Origin of the sequence: Streptomyces sp. DH37 (assembly GCF_029813835.1) — a bacterium.
Lineage (GTDB): Bacteria > Actinomycetota > Actinomycetes > Streptomycetales > Streptomycetaceae > Streptomyces.
The window spans coordinates 1-23,953 of record NZ_JARVKV010000074.1 but is presented as its reverse complement, the minus strand read 5'-3'; the positions used below and the strand labels follow the sequence as shown (position 1 = coordinate 23,953).

Below are 23,953 nucleotides of genomic sequence, written 5' to 3'. Positions count from 1 at the left end.
CGAGATGCCTCCTGACACCCACCCCGGCGCGTCGGTGCTGGCCGCCGTCACCGACGTGAACGAGACCGTGCTCGGCGGTGCGCTGCTGCTGGCCCTGCCGATCGCGGTCCTGGGCGGCCTGGTGTCGTTCTTCTCGCCCTGCGTGCTGCCGCTGGTGCCCGGCTACCTCAGCTACGTCACCGGCGTCGGCGGCGCCGACCTGGCCGAGGCGAGGCGCGGGCGGATGTTCGCGGGCGCCGCCCTGTTCGTGCTCGGCTTCACCGCCGTGTTCGTCTCCGGCGGCGCGCTGTTCGGCGGCTTCGGCTCCCTCCTCCAGGAGCACCAGAAGGCGATCTCCCGGGTGCTGGGCGCGCTGACCATCGTGCTGGGACTGGCCTTCATGGGCGTCGTGCCGCGCCTGGTCCAGCGCGAGTTCCGCCTCCACACCAGGCCGGCGGTCGGACTGGCGGGCGCGCCGATGCTGGGGGTGCTGTTCGGGCTGGGCTGGACGCCGTGCATCGGGCCGACCCTGGCCGCCGTGCAGACCCTGGCATTCAGCGAGGCCAGCGCCGCGCGCGGCGCGCTGCTGACCGTGGCGTACTGCCTGGGGCTCGGCCTGCCGTTCGTCCTGGCCGCCGTCGCCTTCCGGCGGGCGCTGGGCGCCTTCGGCCGGGTCAAGCGCCACTACGCGTGGGTGATGAGGACGGGCGGCGTGATGCTCGTCGCCGTCGGGCTGCTCCTGGTCACGGGGGTCTGGGACCGGATCGTCTACGAGCTGCAGGTGTGGTCGGCCGACTTCACCGTTGGGATCTGAGCAATGAGCGACATCGACTCCACGACCGCTCCGGGCCGGACGCCGGACACCGACGAGGCGGACGCCGCCCGCGCGGGCGCGCAACTGTCCACCGCGCCGCTGGACGACGCCGAACGCGACGCGCGCCGCCCCCCGGGCCAGGCCGTACCCGGCTCCTTCGCCGGTGAGCGCCGTCCCGGCGGGCTGGGCGCGGCGGCGTGGTACGCCCGTGAGACCGCCGGCTGGGCGCGCTGGTTCTGGCGGCAGCTCACCTCGATGCGGGTCGCGCTGATCCTGCTCTTCCTGCTCTCGCTCACCGCGATCCCCGGCTCGCTGATCCCGCAGAGCGGCGTGGACGCCTTCAGGGTCGAGGACTTCAAGCGGCGGCACGAGACCCTGGCGCCCGTCTACGAGAAGCTCCAGCTCTTCGACGTCTACGGCTCGGTGTGGTTCTCGGCCGTCTACATCCTGCTGTTCGTCTCGCTCATCGGCTGCATCGTCCCGCGCACCTGGCAGTTCGCCGGACAGCTGCGCAGCCGTCCGCCGCGCGCCCCGCGCCGACTGACCCGGATGCCCGCCCACACCGCCTGGCGCACCGACGCCGAACCGGAGGAGGTGCTGTCGGCGGCCCGGTCGCTGCTGCGCGGCAGGCGCTTCCGCACCGCCGGACCGGACGCCTCCGCCTCCGGCGGCTCGGTCGCCGCCGAGAAGGGCTATCTGCGCGAGGTCGGGAACCTGGTCTTCCACATCTCGCTCATCGTGATGCTGCTGGCCTTCGCCGCCGGGCAGCTGTGGAAGTCCGAGGGCGGCAAACTGGTCGTGCAGGGCGACGGCTTCTCCAACACCCTCGTCAGCTACGACGACTTCTCCTCCGGCAGCCTCCACGACCCCGACGGGCTGGACCCCTTCGGCTTCGTGCTGGAGGACTTCCGGGCCACCTTCGAGCGCACCGGCCCGCAGCGCGGCACCCCGCGCACCTTCCGCGCCGACGTCTCGTACTGGGAGGGCGCCGACGGCCCGGAGAAGAAGGGCGTCATCGACGTCAACCACCCGCTGAGGGTCGGCGACTCCAAGGTCCACCTGATCGGCCACGGCTACGCGCCCGTCGTCACCGTCACCGACGGCCAGGGAGACGTGGCGTTCAGGGGCCCGGTGCCGTTCCTCCCGCAGGACGGCAACATCACGTCCACCGGCGTGATCAAGGTCACCGACTACCGCGACGGGGACGGCGAGCGGGACCAGCTCGGCTTCCAGGGCATCTTCACCCCCACCTACGGGATCGACGCCGTCCGCGGGCCGCACTCGACGTTCCCCGCGCTGGACTACCCGGTGCTCTCCCTCAACGCCTTCCACGGCGACCTGGGACTGGACTCCGGCATCCCGCAGAACGTCTACCAGCTCGACACCGACAAGATGGAGCAGTTCAAGGCCGAGGACGGCGACCTGTTCCGCGCCGACCTGCGCCCCGGCGAGTCGGTGGAGCTGCCGGACGGCGCGGGCACGCTGACGTTCGACCGCGTCGAGGAGTGGGCCAGCTTCCAGATCTCCCAGGAACCGGGCGAGGGCTGGGCGCTGGCCGGGGCGATCGCCGCCGTACTGGGCCTGGCCGGCTCGCTGTTCGTCCAGCGCCGCCGGGTGTGGGTCCGCGCCGAGCGCGGCGAGGACGGCACCACCGTCGTGGAGATGGCCGGGCTCGGGCGCAGCGAGTCGGCGCGCGTCCCCGAGGAGCTGGGCGACCTGGCGCTCGCGCTCCGGGCCGGCGCGCCGCCCGCCGCCGGCCGGGACGCGGCCGAACGGACCACCGCGGGGAAGACAGCAGACGCACCGGACGCCACCGAAGGCGCCGGACCCTCGTCACGAGGAGAGAACCAGTGAACCCAGTGGACATCGCCGCGGCAGCGAACGAGAACCTCGCCGAGTTCAGCAACCTGCTGATCAGGTCGGCGATGGCCGTCTACGCCCTGGCCTTCGTCGCGCACATCGTGGAGTGGGTGTTCGGCAGCCGCAGCAGGGTGGCCCGCACCGCCGCCGCGCTGACCGCCGGCGGCGCCGGGAGGACCGGGGCCGCGGGGAGGGCCGGGACCGCCGGCGTCTCCGTCACCGTGCGGACCGGCGGCGGCACGGACGTGCTGGAGCGGCCCGAGGTCGTCACCCGCTCCGCGTCCGGCCGGCGGGCCGACGTGCCGGACGGGCCCGGTGCGGCCGGCGGGGACGAGAAGGGCGACCTGTACGGCCGGATCGCCGTCTCGCTCACCGTCCTGGCCTTCCTGCTGCACTTCGCCGCGGTGCTCACCCGCGCCCTGTCGGTGCAGCGCGCCCCCTGGGGCAACATGTACGAGTTCTCGACGGCCTTCTCGATGGTCGCCGCCGGCGCCTACCTGGGCTTCCTGGCGGCGAGGAAGAACGTCCGCTGGATCGGGCTGCCGCTGGTCACCACCGTGCTGCTCGACCTGGGTCTGGCGATCGTGGTCCTCTACACCGAGAGCGACCAGCTCGTCCCGGCGCTCGACTCGTACTGGATGTGGATCCACGTCTCGCTGGCGATCGTCTGCGGCGCCCTGTTCTACCTCGGCGCGGTCTCCACGCTGATGTACCTGTTCCGGGACCGCTACGAGGCCAGGCTGGAGGCCGGCGGCAAGCCGGGCGCCTTCGCCACCTCCGTGCTGGAGAGGCTGCCCAGCGCCGCGTCCCTGGACGGCTTCGCGTACCGGATCAACGCGGCGGTCTTCCCGTTCTGGACCTTCACCATCATCGCGGGGGCCATCTGGGCGGAGAACGCCTGGGGCCGCTACTGGGGCTGGGACCCCAAGGAGGTCTGGTCGTTCATCACCTGGGTGGCGTACGCCTGCTACCTGCACGCCCGCTCCACGGCCGGCTGGAAGGGGCGCAGGGCGGCGTACCTGGCGCTGATCGCCTTCGCGTGCTTCCTGTTCAACTACTACGGCGTCAACATCTTCTTCAACGGCCTGCACTCCTACGGCGGGGTGTGACGGCCGGGGTGTGACGGCCGGGGCGCGACGCGGGGGGCGCGCCCCTCAGGAGGCGGCGGGCGGGGTGTTGTCCTCCGGCCCGCCGTTCTCCTTGCCGGGCTCCCGCTCCCGGTCCCGCTCCCCGCGCGGCCCGTCCCCCGGCTCCTGCCCGGGGTCGGGCTTCTCGGGCTCGGGCCGCCGCTGTCCGCGCTCGTTGATCGACTTCAGGAACTCGGGGTTGTCGTCCGGTGCCACCCACCGGCGCTCGGCGGCCCGCGTGGCGCCGTAGGGCGCGTTCCTTCGCGGCCTCCCGACCGCGAGCCAGGCAATGGGACCGACCGGGGGGAAGAGCAGGATGACGAACACCCATGCCAGCTTCGGCAGCTTGCGGGCCTCGTTCTCGGAGGTGTTCAGGCAGTCGATGAAGGCGTAGATCCACACCGCCAGGAGCAGAACGGTCGGAAGGAGCCTGAGCATTGGGCAACGCCCCCTGGAGGGTGTAGTGCGGCGGGTGCCGGGCCCCGCGCGGGCCGGTGGCCCGGGACGCCGGGCCGGAGCCGGAGGAGGACCCGTGACACGCCCAGAGTAATGGGTGTCGGATACTGGCCCGTATGGCATACGACGATCTCCGCTCGCTGCTGCGGGCCCTGGAGCGCGACGGCGACCTCGTCCGGATCAAGGCCGAGGTCGATCCCCATCTGGAGGTCGGGGAGATCGTCGACCGGGTCCAGAAGTCCGGTGGCCCGGCGCTGCTCTTCGAGAACGTCAGGGGCTCCGACATGCCGCTGGCGATGAACGTCTTCGGCACCGACCGCCGGATGCTCAAGTCCCTGGGCCTGGCGTCGTACGACGAGATCAGCGAGAAGATCGGCGGACTGCTGCGGCCCGAGCTGCCGCACGGCTTCGTCGGGGTGCGGGAGGCCTTCGGCAAGCTCGGCGCGATGACGCACGTGCCGCCCAGGAAGGTCAGGGACGCGCCCGTCCAGGAGGTGGTGCTCACCGGCGACGACGTCGACCTGGAGAGACTGCCCGCGCTGTTCACCTGGCCCAAGGACGGCGGCTCCTTCTTCAACCTGGGCCTGACCCACACCAAGGACCCCGACAGCGGCATCCGCAACCTCGGCCTGTACCGGCTCCAGCGGCACGACAGGCGCACCATCGGGATGCACTGGCAGATCCACAAGGACAGCCGCAACCACTACCAGGTCGCCGCGCGCCGCGGCGAACGGCTGCCGGTCGCCATCGCCTTCGGCTGCCCGCCCGCCGTCACCTACGCCTCCACCGCGCCGCTGCCGGGCGACATCGACGAGTACCTGTTCGCCGGCTTCCTCCAGGGGAAGCGCGTGGAGATGGTGGACTGCAAGACGGTGCCGCTCCAGGTCCCGGCCCGCGCGGAGGTGGTGCTGGAGGGCTGGCTGGAGCCGGGCAAGATGCTCCCCGAGGGGCCGTTCGGCGACCACACCGGCTTCTACACGCCCCAGGAGGACTTCCCGGCGCTGACCGTCGACTGCGTGACGATGCGCAGGCGCCCGGTCTTCCAGTCCATCGTCGTGGGCCGCCCGCCGACGGAGGACGGGCCGCTGGGCCGGGCGACGGAACGCTTCTTCCTGCCGCTGCTGAAGATCATCGTGCCGGACATCGTGGACTACCACCTCCCCGAGGCGGGCGGCTTCCACAACTGCGCGATCGTCTCGATCGACAAGAAGTATCCCAAGCACGCGCAGAAGGTGATGTCCGCCATCTGGGGCGCGCACATGATGTCGCTGACCAAGCTGATCGTGGTGGTGGACTCCGACTGCGACGTCCACGACCTGCACGAGGTCGCCTGGCGGGCGCTGGGCAACACCGACTACGCCCGCGACCTGCTGCTCACCGAAGGCCCGGTGGACCACCTCGACCACGCCTCCTACCAGCAGTTCTGGGGCGGCAAGGCGGGCATCGACGCCACCGCCAAGTGGCCCGAGGAGGGGTACACGCGCGACGGGGGCTGGCCGGACATGGTGCTGTCCGATCCCGACACCGCCGAGAAGGTCAGCCGCCGCTGGCGGGAGTACGGCCTGTGAGCTCCGTCACCGAGGGCGTCACCGGGCCGCAGCCCGCCCCCTCCGCCGGACGGGTGAGGGCGTTCCTGCGGCTGGTGATGATCGAGCACTCGGTCTTCGCGCTGCCCTTCGCCTACATCGCCGCGCTCACCGCGATGTTCCTCGACGACGGCGCCGTCCACTGGTGGGAGCTGTTCCTCGTCACCGTCGCGATGGTGGGCCTGCGGACCTTCGCCATGGCCGCCAACCGGATCATCGACCGGGAGATCGACGCCCGCAATCCGCGCACCGCGGGCCGCGAGCTGGTCACCGGGGCGCTGTCGGTGCGCACCGCGTGGACCGGGGCGCTGGTCGCGCTCGCCGTCTTCCTGGGGGCCGCAGCCCTGCTGAACCCGCTGTGCCTGGCGCTCGCGCCGGTCGCCGTGGTGCCGATGGTGGTCTACCCGTACGGCAAGCGGTTCACCGACTTCCCGCACGCCATCCTCGGGCTCGCCCAGGCCATGGGGCCCGTGGGCGCCTGGATCGCGGTCACCGGCGCCTGGTCGTGGGAGGCGGTGGTCCTCGGGCTGGCGGTGGGCGTGTGGATCGGCGGCTTCGACCTGATCTTCGGCTGCCAGGACGTGGCCGCCGACCGGGCCCACGGGGTGCGGTCCGTCCCCGCGCGCTTCGGCATAGCCGCCGCGCTGTACGGCGCCCGCGGCTCCCACGCCGTCACCGTGGCGCTGCTGGCCTGGTACGGGGCGCTGACGGGGGCCGGGGCGCCGTACTGGGCGGGCCTGGCGGTCGTGGTGGCGGCGTTCGTCTACGAGCACTCCATCGTGCGGCCCGGCGACCTGTCCCGGCTGAACCGGGCGTTCTTCACCGTCAACGGCTTCATCGGGATCGCCCTGTTCGGCTGCGCCCTGCTCGACCTGGTGCTGCGCGGCCTCACGGTCTGACGGGCCCGCGGACCGTACGCGCCACGGTCGGAGTCGAAGTCGGGGTCGGGGTCACGGCCGGGATCGGGGGAACCGCCGCGGTCAGGGGATCTGCCGCCGGGTCCGCGCCGCCGGCACCGAGCGGCGGAACCAGAAGGCCGCCAGCACCCCGCCGATCAGCCCGAACAGGTGGCCCTGCCAGGAGACGCCCGAGGCGGTGGGCAGCACCCCCCACAGGATCGAGCCGTAGAGCAGGACGACCGTGATGCCGACGGTGATGTCCAGCGCGTCCCGGTCGACGAAGCCGCGGACCAGCAGATAGCCGAAGAGGCCGAACACCACGCCCGAGGCGCCCGCCGTCAGCGAGTTCTCCGGCGCGGTCAGCCAGACGCCGGCGCCGCTGACGACGATGATCGTCAGGCAGACGGCGAGGAAGCGGCCTATGCCGCGGACGGCCGCGAGGAAGCCCAGCACCAGCAGCGGCACGCTGTTGGCCGCCACGTGGTCCCAGCCGAAGTGCAGGAACGCCGCCGGCACGATGTCGGCCAGCTCGTCGGTCTCGCGCGGCGAGATGCCGTACGGGTCGAGGGAGTGGCCGGTGGCCACGTCGAAGGCCTCCAGCAGCCACAGCAGGCCCACCCAGACCAGCATCAGCACGCCCGCCGACATCGCCCTGGAGGCGCGCGACGTGCGAGCCGCGCCGGTCGTCGATCCGTACACCATCCGGTCCTCTCCCCGTGCGATGCCGCTCCTGCCGCCGCCGCTGCCGCGGTGTGCGCGGCAGTCGTCGCCGCGGCTGCCGCCGCGGCCGTCGCCGCTGCCGTTGGTCTGCCCGCTTTCGCCGCCGCGTACGACTGGAGAACGTTACGGACCGTGGCGGAAGTTCCGGTCCGGGCCCGTCAGGGCCGGGCCGCGCCCAGCTCCCGGTACAGCACCGCGGCCATCACGTCCTGCGGGTCCAGCCACCTCGCGCCCGCCGGCGCCTCCACCGGAACCGCCGCTCCGGGCGCGAAGGACAGCGTGAGCGGAAGCCTCCCGGAACTCCCGGAGCCCTCCTCCTCGGTGAACTCCCCGAGGTCCACCGTCATTCCCGACAGGGTGCCGCCGCGCAGCGCCAGCTCCGCGGTGACCCTCCGGTCCGGCGCCCGCTCCAGCCAGGAGAACCCGATCCCGTCGAAGCGCTCCTCCAGCGGCGCCAGCGTCCGCGCGAGGTCGCGGGCGACCGCGCGGGCCGGGAGGGTCACCCTGATGCGCTCGGCGCCGTCCGCCCGCCCCGCGTCCCGGAAGACGGCGTGGTCGTCCAGGGCCCGGCGCACCGCGCCGACCACGTGGTGCTGGGCCGCCGCGCTCTGCAGGATGTCCACGCTGTTGGCCAGCCGCTGGGCGCGCTCGCCGTACGTGCCGCCCACCGCCCGCGCGAAGTGGTCGAACTCCTCGGGGTCGATCTGCACCCACCGGCCCCTGAGCATGTCCCGGGCCGCGGCGAGCGAGGGCGGCAGGTCGTCCGCGGACCGGGCCAGCTCGGCGGCCTGGGCCACCGTCTCGTGGCTCCGGTTCGTCTCGGACGCCAGCCTCGTCCAGTCGGCGCGCACGTAGAAGTCGTCGCCGATCGACTTGTAGGCGGCCAGGTCCAGGCTGCCGAAGTTCACGGCCGCGGCGGTGTCGAGCCGGTCCTTCCTCCCGACGTCCTTCAGCGGCCCGTCCGCGCCGAACGCGAACGCCGTCTCCATCCGGGACAGCAGCAGGGCGTCGGTGCGGGAGGCGGCCGGGCCTATGCCCCGGTCGTGGTTGCGCCGCAGGAAGGCGTGTATCTCGTCGGCCGGGGCCTCGACGCGCGCGGTGACCGAGACCGTCTCCCACTCGCCGAGCCTCTCGACGGACTGGCGCGCCCTGGCCTCGGCGTCGGGCTCCTGCGGGGCCACGCAGGCGGTGGAGGCGGCGATCAGGAGGGCGCAGCCGGCGGCTGCCAGGCCCTTGCGCGGGACGGACGTGCTGGGTGTGCTGGGCGTGCTGGGCGTACGGGGCATGCGTCGATCCAACTACTCAGGGACGGAAGCGGCCAGGGTCCAGGGTGCCCCGGTCGGCGCGGGAGGTCGGCGCGGCGGCCGTTAGGCTCGGTGCCGTGAGGGACAGTGTGCGACGGCCGTGGATCGTCGGTGTGTCCGGGGCGTCCGGGACGCCGTACGCCGCGTCGGTGCTCCGCGCGCTGCTCGCGGCGGGCGAGGACGTGGACCTGGTGGTCAGCCGGGCCTCCCGGCTCACCCTGCTGGACGAGACCGGCCACCCCTTCCGCGACGCCCACTGGCGCGAGGACCTGCGGCGCTGGCTGGCCCGCGGCGCGGACGGCACGCCGGACGCGTACGACGTGGAGATCGCCGAGCCCGATCCGGAGACGGGCGCGGGCGGCGGCACCGTGCGCCACTGGCCCGCCGGCGACCTGGCCGCGGGGCCGTCGTCGGGCTCGTACCCGGCCAGGGGCATGATCGTCGTCCCCGCCTCCACCGCGTCCGTCGCGGGGATCGCCCTCGGGCTCTCCAAGGACCTGCTCCAGCGCACCGCGAGCGTCACGCTCAAGGAGCGCCGCCCGCTGGTCGTCGCCGTGCGCGAGACGCCGCTCGGCGGCCAGACGCTCAGGCACCTCGTCTCCCTGGACGCGGCGGGGGCGGTGGTGCTGCCGGCCTCGCCCGCGTTCTACGCGGGGGCGGCCCACATCCAGGACCTGGTCGACTTCGTCGCCGGCCGCGCGCTGGACGCGCTGGGTGTTCCCCACGATCTCTATCGCCGATGGAAAGGCGAGCTGGGGGGCGCACAGAGGCAGTCGTAGGGCAGCGCGCCCGAATGCCTTAGATTCGATAACGGAAACTCCCGCAGCACCCGACAGCCCGGCAGCGCTGAACGACGGCCCGAAGACGGAAGGCACCAGGACGCATGGACGCGGTGGACAGGCAGCTCATCCAGGCGCTGCGCGAGAACGGCAGAGCCTCGTACGCGGAGCTGGGCCGGCTCGTCGGCCTCTCCGGACCCAGCGTGACCGACCGCATCAACCGGCTGGAGGCGGCCGGGGTCATCACCGGCTACCGCGCGACCGTGGACGCCCCCTCCCTGGGCCTGGGCGTCACCGCCCTGATCGGCATCCAGCTCTCGGACTCCGTGGACCACGAGGACGTGGTGGAGCGGCTGCGGGACCTGGCGGAGATCGAGGACTGCTGGTTCATCGCCGGGGACGACTCCTTCATGCTCAAGGTCCGCGCGACCGACGTGGACGGCCTGGAGCGGACGATCCGCAGGCTCTCGGGCACCAAGGGCGTCTCGCGGACCCGCACCACCATCGTCCTCTCCACCAAGTGGGAGAACCGGGTCGGCGAGCTGCCCGGCGAGGAGTGACCGGCGCCCCGCCGTCCCGGCGCCGCCCCGGGGGTCCCGCCCGGACGCGCGCGGGGGCAGGCGTAGGCTCGTCGGGCCGCCCGCGACGGGACGGCCCGCAGGACCCCGCAACCCCCGCACACAGGAACGAGGAGGCGGCGACGCATGGACGCTGGGCTCAAGCGTGAGCTGGAGGAGAAGGTCCGCGCCGGTGAGCGGCTGAGCCGCGAGGACGGCATCGCCCTGTACGAGTCCGACGACCTGGCCTGGCTGGGCGGCCTCGCCCACGAGGTGCGCACCCGGATGAACGGCGACGTCGTGTACTTCAACGTCAACCGTCATCTGAACATGACGAACGTGTGCACCGCCTCCTGCGCGTACTGCTCCTTCCAGCGCAAGCCGGGGGAGAAGGACGCGTACACCATGCGCATCGAGGAGGCCGTGCGGCTGGCCCGGGCGATGGAGAACGACCACCTCACCGAGCTGCACATCGTCAACGGCCTGCACCCCACCCTGCCCTGGCGCTACTACCCGCGCTCGCTGCGGGAGCTGAAGAAGGCGCTGCCGCAGGTGTCGCTGAAGGCGTTCACCGCCACCGAGATCCACCACTTCGAGACGATCTCGGGTCTGTCGGCGTCGGAGATCCTCGACGAGCTGATCGACGCCGGCCTGGAGTCGCTGACCGGCGGCGGCGCGGAGATCTTCGACTGGGAGGTGCGGCAGCACATCGTCGACCACCGCACCCACTGGGAGGACTGGTCGCGCATCCACCGGCTGGCGCACGAGAAGGGCCTCAGGACGCCGTGCACCATGCTGTACGGCCACATCGAGGAGCCCCGCCACCGCGTGGACCACGTGCTGCGGCTGCGCGAGCTCCAGGACGAGACCGGCGGCTTCCAGGTCTTCATCCCGCTGCGCTACCAGCACGACTTCGTGGACATGAAGGACGGCAAGGTCCGCAACCGGCTCCAGGCCCGCACCACCATGGCCACCGGCGCCGAGGCGCTCAGGACGTTCGCGGTCTCGCGGCTGCTGTTCGACAACGTGCCGCACGTGAAGGTCTTCTGGGTGATGCACGGCGTGCAGACCGCCCAGCTCGCCCTCCAGCACGGCGCGGACGACATGGACGGCTCGGTGGTCGAGTACAAGATCACCCACGACGCGGACAACTACGGCACCCCCGACAAGCTCACCCGCGAGGACCTGCTGGAGCTGATCCGCGACGCCGGCTTCCGCCCCATCGAGCGCAACACCCGCTACGAGATCGTCCGCGAGTACGACGGCCCGGACCCGGCGCGGCGCGAGTCCCCGCAGCCGATGCGGCTCTGACGGGCCGGCGGACGTGACCTGGGCCACAGTCGTGAGGAAGGCACGATGACGCTGCGATACGTACCCGACCCTCCCGTCGACCGGCGGCTGACCGACGGGATCTGCGCACTGTGGGCGCGGGTGACCAACGCGGGCGGCGCCGTCGGCTTCGTACCGCCGGTGACCCCCGAGGAGGTGCGGCCCGAGCTGGTCAGGCACCTCGTGGCGATGGCCGAGGGACGGGAGCGGCTGCTGGTGGCGTACGACGAGGAGGGCGAGGTGGCGGGCGCCGCCTTCCTCGCCCTCAACACGCACCGGCTGATGCGACACTGGGTGTGGCTGTACACCGTGATGCTGCGCCCCGACCGCCAGGGCCGGGGCGAGGGCCGGGCCCTGATGGCCGCCGTGGAGGAGGCCGCCCGGGGCATGGACGGCGTCCGCGGCATCCGGCTCACCTGCCGCGGCGGGCTCGGGCTGGAGGACTTCTACGGTTCGTGCGGCTACAAGGAGGTCGGCCGCGTACCCGACGCCATCAGGGTCGCGGACGACGATCTCCGGGACGACATCACCATGTGGCTCCAGTTCCGCTGAACCGGCCACGCCGAAAGGATCCACCACCGTGACCAGCACCTCGGAGACCGGCAACCCGAACACCGCACCCGACACCGCACCGGACACCGCACCCGACACCGTGCCGAACACCGCACCCGACACCGTGCCGGGCGCCGCACCGGCCCGCACGTCGCACGCGACGCTCCGCTACACGGCCATGCGGCTGGGCGTCTTCGTCGCCTGCTTCGTGGTCGTCGCGCTGCTCGCCTACGTCGGCGTCCTGCCCGAGGCCATCGGCAGGGCCAACCCGCTGTGGCTGCTGATGCTCGCCATGGTCGTCTCCGCGCCGCTCAGCCTGGTGCTGCTGCGCAGGCAGCGTGACGAGATGTCCGTGCAGATCACCGAGCGCGTGGACCGCGCCAAGCGGAAGCTGGCCGCCAACCAGAGCCAGGAGGACTAGAGCCCGGCCGGGCCGCCCGGCGCCTCCGCGCCCACCGCGTCCGCGCCCCCGCTCACCGCGCCCGCGCGTAATCCTCGTCACACGCCCTCGACACGTCCCGCCGGGAATGCCCGTTGCCCGGCGGGACGTTGTGCGTGGTCGAACGCCGCTTCCCCAAGGCCGACTTTGGGAAGCCCCAAGGCCCAGTGTTAGCGTGAGGACCATGACGACCGCAGCCCGCACCACCCCCCAGGCCAGGAGCACGATGCTCGTGGCCCGGCTGCACGTCGACCTCTGCCGCTGCCTGTCCGCGGCCTGTCGCATCAGCTGAGCCAGCGCGACCACGGCGGCCGGGCCTCCTCCGGCGCGCTCTTCCCCCGTTCCGAGTTTTCCGGGACCGTCGAGTTCTCCCAGCACGGCCGAGCGGCCGTGAACGCGGGAAACCCCGAGAACCGCAGAGAACTCCGTCCCCTCACGTCTCACCGGAGTGTGTCCGTGTCCTCCAACACCCCATCCAGCACGTCCAGTACGGCCGGCGCGCCCGACGCGCCGACGCGCCGGACACGCCTGCCGAGGGTGCCCTTCTGGGCCCAGATCCTCCTCGGTCTGGTGCTCGGCGTCCTGCTGGGCTGGGTCGCCCGCAGCGGCGACGTCGCCTGGCTCGGCACCGCCCTCGACAAGGTCGGCGGCACCTTCGTCCAGCTGCTGAAGCTGGCCGTCGGCCCGCTGGTCTTCTTCGCGATCACCGTCTCGATCACCAACCTGCGGAACGTCTCCAACGCCGCCCGGCTGGCCACCCGCACCCTGCTGTGGTTCATGGCCACCTCGCTGATCGCCGTCGCGATCGGCCTGGGCATCGGGCTGCTCACCGACCCCGGCGCGGGCACCGGTCTGACCCCGAAGGACGGCGGCCGGCCCGAACAGGCCGGTTCCTGGCTGGACTTCCTCACCGGGATCGTCCCCACCGACGTGATCACGCCGTTCACCGAGCTGAACGTCCTGCAGATCGTCTTCATGGCCGCCGTCGCCGGCATCGCCGCCCTGCGGCTCGGCGAGAAGGCCGCTCCGCTGCTGTCCTTCGCCGAGGCCGCCCTCGCCCTGCTGCAGAAGGCGCTGTGGTGGGTCATCAGGCTGGCCCCGCTGGGCACCCTCGGCCTGATCGGCCGCGCCATCAACGAGTACGGCTGGGACCTGCTCGGCCAGTACGCCACCTTCACCGTCGACGTCTACGTCGGCTCCCTGCTGGTGATGTTCGGCGTCTACCCGCTGCTGCTGGCGACGGCCGCCCGGGTCAACCCGCTGCAGTTCTTCCGCGGCGCCTGGCCCGCCATCCAGCTCGCCTTCGTCTCCCGCTCCTCGGTCGGCACCATGCCGCTGACCCAGAAGGTCACCGAGCGGCTGGGCGTGCCGAAGGAGTACGCCTCGTTCGCGGTCCCGTTCGGCGCGACCACCAAGATGGACGGCTGCGCCGCGGTCTACCCGGCGCTCGCCGCGATCTTCGTCGCGGAGATCTTCGGGGTGTCCCTCGGCATCGGCGACTACCTGCTGATCGCCTTCGTCTCGGTCATCGGCTCGGCCGCCACCGCCGGCCTCACCGGCGCCACCGTGATGACCACGCTGACCCTCTCCACCCTCGGCCTGCCGCTGGAGGGCGTGGGCCTGCTGCTGGCGATCGACCCGATCCTGGACATGATCCGGACGGCCACCAACGTCGCCGGACAGGCCGTGGTGCCGGTCCTGGTGTCGGCCCGGGAGAAGATCCTGGACCTGGACGCCTTCCACAGCGCCAAGAGCTTCGACATCGACGAGCTCGACGGTCCCGGCGGCGCCGCCGGCGACACGGTGGAGGACACGGGCCGCCGCCGGAGCGAGCCGGCTCCCGCCACCGCCTGACCGGTCCCGCGCACCGGCTCACGGGCCCCCGCCGCCTCCCGCCCCGGGAGACGGCGGGGGCCCGTCGGCGTGGGGCCCGTCGGGCGTCCACCGGACCCGGCCGGGGCGAGCGGTACGGCGGCGGGTCCGGCTCCGGGCCCCGTACGGCCGCCCGGCCGGGCGAGGGGCCGGACGGGGACACAAGGCAGGAGCCCCCGCCGTGGCGGGGGCTCCTTGGGTACTGCTTATCCGGTCGTCTGCCGACGCCGTACCGCCCTCACGGGCGGCCGTGCGCCGACACGGCCAGGGCTCTGGCCGAGCCGGGCAACTCAGGCCGCGGTGACGTTCTCCGCCTGCGGACCCTTCGGGCCCTGCGTCACGTCGAAGGTGACCGCCTGGTTCTCCTCCAGGGAGCGGAACCCGTTGGCGTTGATCGCGGAGTAGTGAACGAACACATCGGGACCGCCGCCGTCCTGGGCGATGAAGCCAAAGCCCTTTTCAGCGTTGAACCACTTGACGGTTCCGGTAGCCATAAGCCCTCCTTGGGCCTATAAGGGTTGCCCTGCTCCAGAACCCAATAAGAACTCTGAAAACGACGAGAGCCCGCGGTCACATGCTCCGCAGGCTCTGTACTGCAAGGGAAACCAAACTGCAACTTGCCTCGAGCCTAGCACGGCGCCCACCGGAGGGGAAGGGTGATCATGTCCGGGCGCGTCCGTCCGGGTGAGCACCCCCCGGGGGCGGCGGATCGCGCCCCGGGGATAGTCTCGCCAGGTGGACACCAATGACGCTGACCGGCCCGCCGCCGAGTCCCTCCGGAGGCGGCCCCGCGTCGGGCACATCCAGTTCCTCAACTGCCTGCCCCTCTACTGGGGCCTGGCCCGCACCGGCACCCTGCTGGACCTGGAGCTCACCAAGGACACCCCGGAAAGGCTGAGCGAACAGCTGGTGAACGGGAATCTCGATATCGGCCCGATCACCCTCGTGGAATTCCTCCGCAATGCCGACCGGCTGGTCGCGCTGCCGGATATCGCGGTGGGCTGCGACGGTCCGGTGATGTCCTGCGTGATCGTCTCCAAGGTGCCGCTGGACGCCCTCGACGGCGAGCGCGTCGCCCTCGGCTCCACCTCCCGCACCTCGGTGCGGCTGGCCCAGCTGCTGCTGGCCGAGCGGTACGGCCTCGCCCCCGACTACTACACCTGCCCGCCCGACCTCGGGCTGATGATGCAGGAGGCGCAGGCCGCCGTGCTCATCGGCGACGCCGCGCTGCGCGCCTCCCTCCACGACGCGCCCCGGCTCGGGCTCCGGGTCCACGACCTGGGCCTGATGTGGAAGGAGTGGACGGGCCTGCCGTTCGTCTTCGCCGTGTGGGCCGCCCGCCGCGACTACCTGGACCGCGAACCGGAGACCGTGCGGGAGGTCCACCGGGCCTTCCTCGCCTCCCGCGACCTGTCCCTGGAGGAGGTCGCCAAGGTGGCCGAGCAGGCCGCCCGCTGGGAGGCGTTCGACGCCGAGCTGCTGGAGCGCTACTTCACCACGCTGGACTTCCGGCTGGGCCCCGAACAGCTCGGCGGCATCGCCGAGTTCGCCCGCCGCACCGGGCCCACCACCGGATTCCCGGCCGACGTGCGCGTCGAACTCCTGCGCTGAGGCCCGCACCCGCTCGGCAGCGGCTCCACGGGAACCGGCCAGGCGGGACTGACCTGCCGAAAGGCCGTACGGGCGCTGGCGTACGCTGGATCGGACGCCGTGCCGCCGCGCGCCGACCGGCCCGGCCGACCCGACCGCCCAGCCCGAGAGGACCGCCCGGTGACCGATAACGCCGACCTCCAGTCCGTGCTCGACCGCGCCGCCGGGGGCGGGCGGATCAGCGCGGAGGAGGCGTTGGAGCTCTACCGGCACGCACCGCTGCACGCGCTGGGCCGGGCCGCCGACGCGGCACGCCGCCGCCGGTACGCGGGCACCGAGCACATCGCCACGTACATCATCGAGCGGAACATCAACTACACCAACGTCTGCGTGACCGCGTGCAGGTTCTGCGCGTTCTACGCCGCGCCCAAGGACACCGACAAGGGCTGGACGCGGAACCTGGACGACATCCTGCGCCGCTGCGAGGAGACCGTGGCGCTGGGCGGCACCCAGATCATGTTCCAGGGCGGGCACCACCCCGACTTCGGCGTGGAGTACTACGAGGAGCACTTCGCCGCGATCAAGAAGCGCTTCCCCGAGCTGGTGATCCACTCGCTGGGCGCCTCCGAGGTGGAGCACATGGCCCGGATCTCGGGCGTGACGGTGGAGGAGGCCATCACCCGCATCCACGCCGCGGGCCTGGACTCGTTCGCCGGCGCCGGCGCCGAGCTGCTGCCGGAGCGCCCGCGCAGGGCGATCGCGCCGCTGAAGGAGTCCGGCGAGCGCTGGCTGGAGATCATGGAGACCGCGCACCGGCTGGGCGTGGAGTCCACCTCCACGATGCTGATGGGCACCGGCGAGACCAACGCCGAGCGCATCGAGCACCTCCGGATGATCCGCGACGTGCAGGACCGCACCGGCGGCTTCCGCGCCTTCATCCCGTACACCTACCAGCCGGAGAACAACCACCTGAAGGGCCGCACCCAGGCCACCCTCTTCGAGTACCTGCGCATCCTGGCCGTCGCCCGGCTCTTCCTGGACAACGTCGCGCACATCCAGGGCTCCTGGCTGACGACGGGCAAGGAGGTCGGCCAGCTCTCCCTGCACTACGGCGCGGACGACCTCGGCTCGGTGATGCTGGAGGAGAACGTGGTCTCCTCGGCCGGGGCGAGGCACCGCTCCAACCGCATGGAGCTGATCGACCTCATCCGCAAGGCCGGACGCGTCCCGGCGCAGCGCTCGACGACGTACGAGCACCTGGTCGTCCACGAGGACCCGGCCGACGACCCGGTGGACGACCGCGTCGTGTCGCACCTGTCCTCCACGGCGATCGAGGGCGGCACGGCGCACCCCGGGCTGAAGCTCGTCGACGCCAACTGACCGGGCCCACCACCGTGCTGACGATCCACGCCCCGCTCGCCGTCCGCCTCACGGAGGACGGCGAGCCGCTGGACGGGCACGCGGCGGCGGTCGAGGGCGACCGGATCGCGGCGATCGGCCCCCTGAGCGAGCTGACGGCGGCGTACCCGTCCGCGCGCGTCCGCCGCTGGCCCGGCCTCCTCGGCCCGGGCCGCTGCGCGGCCGACGCGGCGGCCTGGCTGGAGGCGGCGTACCACCCGGACCCGCGCGAAGCGGACGCCCTCGGCACCGAACCCCTCACGGGCGAGGCCCTCACCGCCCTCCCGATGGACGAGGTGCGCTGGGGCAACAGCGCCCGCCGCGGCCTGCAGCGCCTGCTCCGCCAGGGCGTCACCTCGGTGGTCGGCCCCTTCACCCGCCCCGCCGTCCGCACGGCGGTCCAGCGCTCGGGCCTGGCCGTCCTCCCCGCCCCCCGTCCCGGTGTCCTCACCGTGGGCGCCCGTGCCGACCTCGCCGTCCACGCCCCCGACGGCCCCTGCCTCGCCACGATCCTCGCCGGCCGCCTCCTCCACCGCCGCGCCTGACGTCACCAGGGCTTGTCTCTCTTGGGAATATCCCCGTTGTTCTCGCATCCCAGTTCCCCGGCCACGTTGTGCGCTACGTGTTGAAGGAAATCCATGTTTTTCTGAAGAGTCCCCATCCCGGCCTTGCTGGTCTTTTCGTAATCCAGCTCCGCGCGGATCACGGCAGGGATTCCCGAATTCTTTGCCCATGTTGAGCGGCATTCAAAGTATATGTCAGCACCCCTGGGGTCGCTCACAGCCTGCAGGGCTACAGGGAAATTATCCTCCCCGACCAGCCCCTCTTCGACCGATGGCGGGACTTCGCTTCTGGTGGAGAGGGCGAACCGTACTGTCGGGCTAGGGAGATCCTTTCCCTTGGGGTGGGGTACTCTGCAGAAAACTTCGGCGCCCTTTTTCTCGCTTCTCGCAGTTTTGGAGAAGGATTCGGAGAAGGCCTTCGCGTTCACCCGGGCCGAAGAAGGGAAGCGGTTCTCTCCTGTAATCTCAGAAAGCGCCGCGGCTGCGGGACCGGACAGTCCGCCGCAAGCTGACTCCGCCTCGATCCCTTCCTTCTCTTCTTCTCCCGTGCACCCCGAAACCAAGAAAAATACTGTCATGATGAAGCTGTAAGGTGCGATTTTCGAGGAGGGTGAGCCGACTCTTTTACCCACTGATTTCCATCCCTCGCCTCCTGTATTACCTTCCGTAGTAGAGCTCGATGAACCTTCTTCGTTCCGCGAACCAGGGGTCATCGCTGGGCATGCCGTGAGCCTGAGCGTAGGCGGAGAGAGGGGCGGCAGCGCGCGACTTTCCGATCTCCTTGAAGTCGTCCTTCTCCATCTCTGCCTTGCTCTCGATTTCCTTTTCCCGCTCCCTCAGCTCCTGGTCGATTTCGATGCCGAGTTTGGTCTCCGCCGCGTCGCCAACTCCTTCTATGATCGCAGGGACTACAAACGAGACCGCAGTAGAAGTGGCAGGCCCGCCGAAGGGGAGCGTGGCAAGCCCTACACCCAGGCCCACCCCGTGACTTACCGCAAAATTCTTCCACTCTGCCGCTTCGGCGTATTCTTGAGACTTTTTCTCCGCGTGGCTGTCGATGTGCTCGGCCCTTGCGTTGTCGAGGATGGAGTGGAATTTCGCGCTTGTGTCGATAATGCGATTCAGTTCTTCGTTGGGCTCCGGGTAGTGCTTCAATGCACTGACCGCATAGGACTCCTGCGCGGCAGACAGAATCTCGTAAGCCCCGGAGTGCTTTCCTACGCTCTCCAGGAAGTCTTTGGCAAGGTTCTCGTCAAGGTTGATGTGGCCGGCCTGTTCTCCGTATCGAAAAGCTTTGTCCCTCAGATCTGCATCATGGTCTATATTCGCGAAATTCGAGACAGAGCGACTCAAGTCGTCCATGTATCCGGCCCCCATCTTGGCGAGGCTGTCGCCGACTCCAGGGCGGTCTGTAACATAGTCGGAGTCAAAGCCGACGACTGCTGCGACTTGGCTCATGATATTTGCCGCAGTTTTGTCTCGAAGTGCGGACTGCTCCGGATAAGCACCTTCCTTGGGGTTCAGGTAAGACGCCGCTCCAAGATCTGGCCGGTCATACGGGAATCCAAGCGTGGCGGCTTCGAGGGCGTGCCCCAGTTCGTCGTATCCGTAACCCTCTGAGGATTCCTCGCCCTCTGCTGAGTCCTGAGGCCAATCGCGTTCGCGCATGAGGTAGTTAAGGAACGGGTTGAGATCTCCGGCGTGGCCGGGATCTTTTGCCGCTGCCCAGGGTTCCGATTCGAACATGGCTTTGGATGCTTCAGGGTTGTGACCCAGGGCTTCCAGGTACCCGGCCATAGGATCGTTTCCGGACCCGGAGACGAAACTAAGGCGAGCTTTGTGATCGTCCACATACCAGAGTTCCTTGAGGTTCCCCTCATGATCTTTCTCGAAACTGAAGAGTTCATTGCCGTAATTTTTCAGGAAATCGGTGTCGTACTCACCATGGCGCATCAGGCTGCTCATGATGGAAAACCCGTGGGATCCCTGACTCGGTAGCATGGCCGTCTCGCCCGAGTGGACGAAGTAGATGCGCTCGTCCCCGAGGTCGACCATCTTCTTCTTCCACTCCCGCATGGCCTCGCTCTGGGAGTGGGAGGCGGTGGCGAGGGTGCGGGACAGGGACTCCTGGATGCCGGCCAGAGTCTTTTCTGCCGCACTGCCGGACGGGCGGGCATCGGCGATGCCCTGCCAGAAGCGCAGCGTGCCCTCGGGGCCGGTCCGGACGGCGAACCGTTCGGCGAAGTAGGGATCGCCCTCGTGCCTCCGAGCCAGGCGGTTGAACTGCTCAAGCTGCTCGTCGGTCATGTCGGGACCGAGAGAGGTGAGCTCGACGAGCGTGTCGGCGTCCTTGCGGGCCTGATCGCGTCCCTGCCGGGCGTCCTGGACGCTGCGGAACATGTCCGGGTGGAAACCGGGGGAGCGGCCGTTGGGGTCCTGGGAGAGAGCCCAGTGCAGTGCGGTGTCCGCCTCGGTGGCGTCCTCGAGAGCCGTCCTGACGCGGTCGTTGTACCCCCGGACCACGTCCTCGTAGGCCTGCCGGAGGACGGCGAGCCGCTCGGGCTCCTTCCGGTCGTCCGGGTCCAGGTACACCAGCCCGGCGGGGGAGAGCTTGAGGTTCCTGTCCTCGGAGACCTCGGTCGCGACGTCCCGAAGCCGCTTCTGGGCGGAACGGAAGCTCTCCAGCGCGCTGTCGAGCAACCGGTGGACGTCGCCGGCCTCGTCCGCGGCGTTCCGCATCTGCTTCTGCACCTGGTCGAACTTCCTGAAGGCGGCCTCCGCGGCCTCCCCCTCCCAGTCGGAGGCGCGCAGGGCACCGGACACCTCGGTGTTGAACGAGGTTGCGATGGTGGTGAACCTGCCCGGCAGGTTCCGCCACTTGGCGACGGCCTCGGACAGCGGCGTGAGGTCGGCATCCCTGACCGTGCTGTAGCTCAGCGTCACTTGTCCTCGCCCTTGTCGTCCTTGCCGTCCTTGTCGTCCTCCGCCGGCTTGAGGCCGTCGAGCACCTTGGCCCGGTCGCCGTCCTCCTGCTGAAGTGCGCCGGCCGCGGCGCGCAGCGGTTTGGCCACTCCGTCGTCCAGCAGGCCCTGGAGGTACTTCATCTGCTCCTCCCAGCGTTTCCGGAAGGTGGCGAACGCGGCAGCGGACTTGAACCCCTTGAGCCCGGCGGCGGCTTCCCCGGTCTCCTTGACGACGGCGTTGTCCGCCGAGGCGAAGTCGCCGCGGAGGGTGTCGGTCCTGCCCGCGCGCTTGGTGAGTTCGCCCGGCGTGACGTGGAGGAGTCTGGCCGTGCCGCCGCCCTCGTCCCCGTCGAGCGTGTTGAGGCGTGTGCGGACCTCCCGCTCGCGCGTGGCCTTGGCCACGAGCCGGGCCCACTCCTCGTCGAACGACACGATTCCCCCGTGGTGACGGTCAAGACATCTGCGGACGCACTGTGTAACGCGCCCGGTGTCGACATGGCAAAGGGATCGGGTGGTGTCCGGCCGAATCGGCCGAATCCGAACGGTCGCGGCTCCGCGGGCACGGCGAGCGTCCCCGCACCGGCCGTCCGGAGCGCTCGACCGCCGGTACGGGACGAGGCGTTCGGGGCCTCACGTCCATCCCCTCGGCTCCGGGAGGGGGCGCGGGCGGCGACGGGAGAGCGTGCGGCGGTCCGGCGCCGTTCCGGCGTACGCCGGGCAGGCGACGGCGGAGGCGCCGAGGGCTGGGAGGATGGGGGCATGACGCGCGCATCCCTGGACAAGCAGCCCCACGAAGTCGCCGCGATGTTCGACAAGGTGGCGGCCCGGTACGACCTCACCAACGACGTGCTGTCCCTCGGGCAGACCCGGTTGTGGCGGAAGGCGGTCGCCCGCGCCGTGGACGCGCGGCCGGGGGAGCGGGTGCTGGACCTGGCGGCCGGGACCGGGACGTCGTCGGTGCCCTTCGCGACCGCCGGGGCGTACACCGTGCCGTGCGACTTCTCCCTCGGGATGCTGCGGGAGGGCAAGAAGCGCGAGCCGTGGATGCCGTTCACGGCCGGGGACGCGACGCGACTGCCGTTCGCCGACGACGCGTTCGACGCCGTCACCATCTCCTTCGGGCTGCGCAACGTCCACGACACCGACGCCGCGCTGCGCGAGATGCTGCGGGTGACCAGGCCCGGCGGACGGGTGGTGATCTGCGAGTTCAGCCATCCCGTCCGGGCGCCGTTCCGCACCGTCTACACCGAGTACCTGATGCGGGCCCTGCCGCCCGTGGCGACCGCCGTGTCCAGCAACCCGGACGCGTACGTCTACCTCGCCGAGTCCATCCGCGCCTGGCCCGACCAGCCCGCCCTGGCCCGCCGGCTCCAGGACGCGGGCTGGGCGAGGGTCGCCTGGCGCAATCTGACGGGCGGGATCGTCGCCCTGCACCGGGGATACGCCGGATAGCCCACGGGCCGGGGCGGGCGCGGACGGCCGCGTCCCCCGGCGCGGGAAGAGGTGCGTCCCGCCCGGTCCGGCGTTCGTCCGGGCGCGCGGGCGACCGCGGGGGAGCGTTCGCCGCCCCGCGGTGAACTCCCCGTGCGCTGCCGGGCGTCGGGGAGACGGCGCGGGCGGCGGTACGGGGACGGGGGTACGGGCGTCCGCACGCGCATCCCTTTCCCGGAGCGCCGGAGGTCCCCCCATAGACTGCATCCGTCCAGTGCCCGGCGTGACCGGCACGTTGAACACCGAGTCTTGCGGGAGTCCGTCGTGACCGAGTCCCCCCCGAAGGCAACCTCCGAGCACAGCGCCGACGTGATCGTGGTCGGGGCCGGCCCCGCCGGGTCCACCACCGCCTACCACCTGGCCCGTTCCGGACTCGACGTCCTGCTGCTGGAGAAGACGGCCTTCCCCCGGGAGAAGGTCTGCGGCGACGGACTGACCCCGCGCGCGGTCAAGCAGCTCGTCGCGATGGGCATCGACGTCTCCGAGGAGGCGGGCTGGCTGCGCAACAAGGGGCTGCGGATCATCGCCGGCGGGGTGCGGCTCCAGCTCGACTGGCCGGAGCTGGCGAGCTTCCCGGACTACGGACTGGTCCGCAAGCGCGACGACTTCGACGAGCAGCTCGCCCGGCAGGCCGAGAAGGCCGGGGCGCGGCTGTACGAGCGGTGCAACGTCGGCGCGCCGATCGTCGACGGGCGCACGGGCCGGATCACCGGCGTGGAGGCCAGGCTCGGGGAGGAGAAGACGCCGGTCGCCTTCCACGCCCCGCTGGTGGTCGCCGCGGACGGCAACTCCACCCGGCTGTCGCTGGCGATGGGCCTGCACCGGCGCGAGGACCGCCCGATGGGCGTGGCCGTGCGCACCTACTTCACCTCCCCGCGCCACGAGGACGACTACCTGGAGTCGTGGCTGGAGCTGTGGGACCGCCGGGGCGACGAGGACCGGCTGCTGCCCGGCTACGGCTGGGTCTTCGGCATGGGCGACGGCACCTCCAACGTCGGCCTGGGCGTGCTCAACACCTCCTCGTCCTTCAAGGAGCTGGACTGGCGCGAGGTCCTCAAGGCGTGGTGCGCCTCGATGCCCGAGGAGTGGGGCTACACGCCGGAGAACATGACCGGCCCGATCCGCGGCGCGGCCCTGCCGATGGCCTTCAACCGGCAGCCGCACTACACGCGGGGGCTGCTGCTGGTCGGTGACGCGGGCGGCATGGTCAACCCGTTCAACGGCGAGGGCATCGCGTACGCCATGGAGTCCGGGCAGATCGCGGCCGACGTCATCGTCCAGGCCCACGCCCGGCGGAGCCCGGCCCAGCGCGAGCTGGTGCTGCGCCGCTACCCGAGGATCCTCAAGGACACCTACGGCGGCTACTACACGCTGGGCCGCGCCTTCGTGAAGCTGATCGGCAACCCGAAGATCATGAGGCTGGCGGCGGAGCGCGGTCTGACGCACCCGGTGCTGATGCGCTTCACGCTGAAGCTGCTGGCCAACCTGACGGACCCGACGGGCGGCGACGCGATGGACCGCATCATCAACGGGCTGACGAAGGTGGCTCCGCGCGCGTAAGGCGCGCCGCGCGCCGGGCGGGAGCCGCGCACGCGGCGTGTTGCGTCAGGTGGCGCGAGGGGCGGGGGAGACGACGGGGAGACGGCGCGGGGCCGTCCGGGAGACCGGACGGCCC

23 protein-coding genes are annotated in these 23,953 nt (G+C 71.2%); 16 read left to right on the top strand and 7 right to left on the bottom strand.

Going from position 1 to position 23,953, the window contains the following annotated elements; all coding sequences use genetic code 11:
• The first annotated feature begins 4 nt into the window (after positions 1-4).
• Genes QC029_RS26555 through ccsB form a run of 3 tightly spaced genes read left to right on the top strand, consistent with a single transcriptional unit; the run spans position 5 to position 3,762 of the window.
• Positions 5-793 carry a cytochrome c biogenesis CcdA family protein gene (locus tag QC029_RS26555; RefSeq protein ID WP_279558345.1) on the top strand — a complete coding sequence of 263 codons (789 nt, stop codon included), beginning with the start codon at positions 5-7 and terminating at the stop codon, positions 791-793.
• Positions 794-796: 3 nt separating this feature from the next.
• The gene (locus tag QC029_RS26550) at positions 797-2,647 is read left to right on the top strand and encodes a cytochrome c biogenesis protein ResB (protein WP_279558344.1); all 1,851 of its coding nucleotides are present in this window, start codon (positions 797-799) and stop codon (positions 2,645-2,647) included.
• 5 nt (positions 2,648-2,652) lie between these two features.
• Complete coding sequence (ccsB, locus tag QC029_RS26545; RefSeq protein ID WP_279558353.1) at positions 2,653-3,762, top strand: c-type cytochrome biogenesis protein CcsB; 1,110 nt, start codon at positions 2,653-2,655, stop codon at positions 3,760-3,762.
• A 45-nt stretch (positions 3,763-3,807) separates the two neighbouring features.
• Here ccsB and QC029_RS26540 read toward each other — a convergent pair whose 3' ends face one another.
• On the bottom strand, positions 3,808-4,218 hold the full coding sequence (locus tag QC029_RS26540) for a PLD nuclease N-terminal domain-containing protein (RefSeq protein ID WP_279558343.1): 411 nt from the start codon (positions 4,216-4,218) through the stop codon (positions 3,808-3,810).
• Positions 4,219-4,352: 134 nt separating this feature from the next.
• On the opposite strand from QC029_RS26540, the gene QC029_RS26535 reads away from it, so the two are divergent.
• A complete protein-coding gene (locus QC029_RS26535) occupies positions 4,353-5,804 on the top strand; it encodes a menaquinone biosynthesis decarboxylase (protein ID WP_279558342.1) in 1,452 nt (483 codons plus the stop codon).
• Positions 5,801-6,721 (top strand): menaquinone biosynthesis prenyltransferase MqnP, encoded by a 921-nt coding sequence (mqnP, locus tag QC029_RS26530; RefSeq protein WP_279558341.1) that lies wholly within the window; start codon positions 5,801-5,803, stop codon positions 6,719-6,721. Before QC029_RS26535 ends, mqnP begins: the two co-directional genes overlap by 4 nt.
• 81 nt (positions 6,722-6,802) lie before the next feature.
• Here the strand turns inward: mqnP and QC029_RS26525 are convergent, their stop codons facing one another.
• Together QC029_RS26525 and QC029_RS26520 are read right to left on the bottom strand one after the other, a co-directional pair.
• On the bottom strand, positions 6,803-7,423 hold the full coding sequence (locus QC029_RS26525; protein ID WP_279558340.1) for a rhomboid family intramembrane serine protease: 621 nt from the start codon (positions 7,421-7,423) through the stop codon (positions 6,803-6,805).
• Positions 7,424-7,599: 176 nt separating this feature from the next.
• Positions 7,600-8,727 carry a hypothetical protein gene (locus QC029_RS26520; protein ID WP_279558339.1) on the bottom strand — a complete coding sequence of 376 codons (1,128 nt, stop codon included), beginning with the start codon at positions 8,725-8,727 and terminating at the stop codon, positions 7,600-7,602.
• Between the two features lie 95 nt (positions 8,728-8,822).
• On the opposite strand from QC029_RS26520, the gene QC029_RS26515 reads away from it, so the two are divergent.
• From QC029_RS26515 to QC029_RS26490, 6 genes are all read left to right on the top strand, one after another.
• The gene (locus QC029_RS26515) at positions 8,823-9,524 is read left to right on the top strand and encodes a UbiX family flavin prenyltransferase (RefSeq protein WP_279558338.1); all 702 of its coding nucleotides are present in this window, start codon (positions 8,823-8,825) and stop codon (positions 9,522-9,524) included.
• A 104-nt stretch (positions 9,525-9,628) separates the two neighbouring features.
• Positions 9,629-10,084: an Lrp/AsnC family transcriptional regulator gene (locus QC029_RS26510; protein WP_279558337.1), complete on the top strand. Its 456-nt coding sequence runs from the start codon at positions 9,629-9,631 to the stop codon at positions 10,082-10,084.
• 144 nt (positions 10,085-10,228) lie between these two features.
• The gene (mqnE, locus tag QC029_RS26505) at positions 10,229-11,392 is read left to right on the top strand and encodes an aminofutalosine synthase MqnE (RefSeq protein WP_279558336.1); all 1,164 of its coding nucleotides are present in this window, start codon (positions 10,229-10,231) and stop codon (positions 11,390-11,392) included.
• A 45-nt stretch (positions 11,393-11,437) separates the two neighbouring features.
• Positions 11,438-11,962, top strand: a complete 525-nt coding sequence (locus QC029_RS26500; protein ID WP_279558335.1) for a GNAT family N-acetyltransferase — start codon at positions 11,438-11,440, stop codon at positions 11,960-11,962.
• Positions 11,963-11,990: 28 nt separating this feature from the next.
• Complete coding sequence (locus tag QC029_RS26495) at positions 11,991-12,383, top strand: DUF4229 domain-containing protein (protein ID WP_336621614.1); 393 nt, start codon at positions 11,991-11,993, stop codon at positions 12,381-12,383.
• A 474-nt stretch (positions 12,384-12,857) separates the two neighbouring features.
• Positions 12,858-14,255, top strand: a complete 1,398-nt coding sequence (locus tag QC029_RS26490; RefSeq protein WP_279558334.1) for a dicarboxylate/amino acid:cation symporter — start codon at positions 12,858-12,860, stop codon at positions 14,253-14,255.
• Between the two features lie 308 nt (positions 14,256-14,563).
• Here the strand turns inward: QC029_RS26490 and QC029_RS26485 are convergent, their stop codons facing one another.
• Positions 14,564-14,767, bottom strand: a complete 204-nt coding sequence (locus QC029_RS26485; protein ID WP_093660436.1) for a cold-shock protein — start codon at positions 14,765-14,767, stop codon at positions 14,564-14,566.
• Positions 14,768-15,008: 241 nt separating this feature from the next.
• On the opposite strand from QC029_RS26485, the gene QC029_RS26480 reads away from it, so the two are divergent.
• From QC029_RS26480 to QC029_RS26470, 3 genes are all read left to right on the top strand, one after another.
• The gene (locus tag QC029_RS26480; RefSeq protein WP_279558333.1) at positions 15,009-15,884 is read left to right on the top strand and encodes a menaquinone biosynthetic enzyme MqnA/MqnD family protein; all 876 of its coding nucleotides are present in this window, start codon (positions 15,009-15,011) and stop codon (positions 15,882-15,884) included.
• 159 nt (positions 15,885-16,043) lie between these two features.
• Positions 16,044-17,243, top strand: coding sequence for a cyclic dehypoxanthinyl futalosine synthase (mqnC, locus tag QC029_RS26475; RefSeq protein WP_279558332.1), 1,200 nt, complete (start codon positions 16,044-16,046; stop codon positions 17,241-17,243).
• A gap of 14 nt (positions 17,244-17,257) precedes the next feature.
• On the top strand, positions 17,258-17,806 hold the full coding sequence (locus QC029_RS26470) for a hypothetical protein (protein ID WP_279558331.1): 549 nt from the start codon (positions 17,258-17,260) through the stop codon (positions 17,804-17,806).
• A 2-nt stretch (positions 17,807-17,808) separates the two neighbouring features.
• On the opposite strand, the gene QC029_RS26465 is transcribed toward QC029_RS26470, so the two are convergent.
• The 3 genes from QC029_RS26465 to QC029_RS26455 form a co-directional block, all read right to left on the bottom strand.
• Positions 17,809-18,402, bottom strand: coding sequence for a hypothetical protein (locus tag QC029_RS26465; RefSeq protein ID WP_279558330.1), 594 nt, complete (start codon positions 18,400-18,402; stop codon positions 17,809-17,811).
• Positions 18,403-18,481: 79 nt separating this feature from the next.
• Positions 18,482-20,767: a DUF6571 family protein gene (locus QC029_RS26460; protein ID WP_279558329.1), complete on the bottom strand. Its 2,286-nt coding sequence runs from the start codon at positions 20,765-20,767 to the stop codon at positions 18,482-18,484.
• Positions 20,764-21,219: a type VII secretion target gene (locus QC029_RS26455; protein WP_279558328.1), complete on the bottom strand. Its 456-nt coding sequence runs from the start codon at positions 21,217-21,219 to the stop codon at positions 20,764-20,766. Before QC029_RS26455 ends, QC029_RS26460 begins: the two co-directional genes overlap by 4 nt.
• Positions 21,220-21,546: 327 nt before the next feature.
• On the opposite strand from QC029_RS26455, the gene QC029_RS26450 reads away from it, so the two are divergent.
• Both QC029_RS26450 and QC029_RS26445 read left to right on the top strand, forming a co-directional pair.
• On the top strand, positions 21,547-22,239 hold the full coding sequence (locus QC029_RS26450) for a demethylmenaquinone methyltransferase (protein ID WP_279558327.1): 693 nt from the start codon (positions 21,547-21,549) through the stop codon (positions 22,237-22,239).
• Positions 22,240-22,542: 303 nt separating this feature from the next.
• On the top strand, positions 22,543-23,838 hold the full coding sequence (locus QC029_RS26445) for a geranylgeranyl reductase family protein (protein WP_279558326.1): 1,296 nt from the start codon (positions 22,543-22,545) through the stop codon (positions 23,836-23,838).
• The last annotated feature ends 115 nt before the right edge of the window (positions 23,839-23,953 follow it).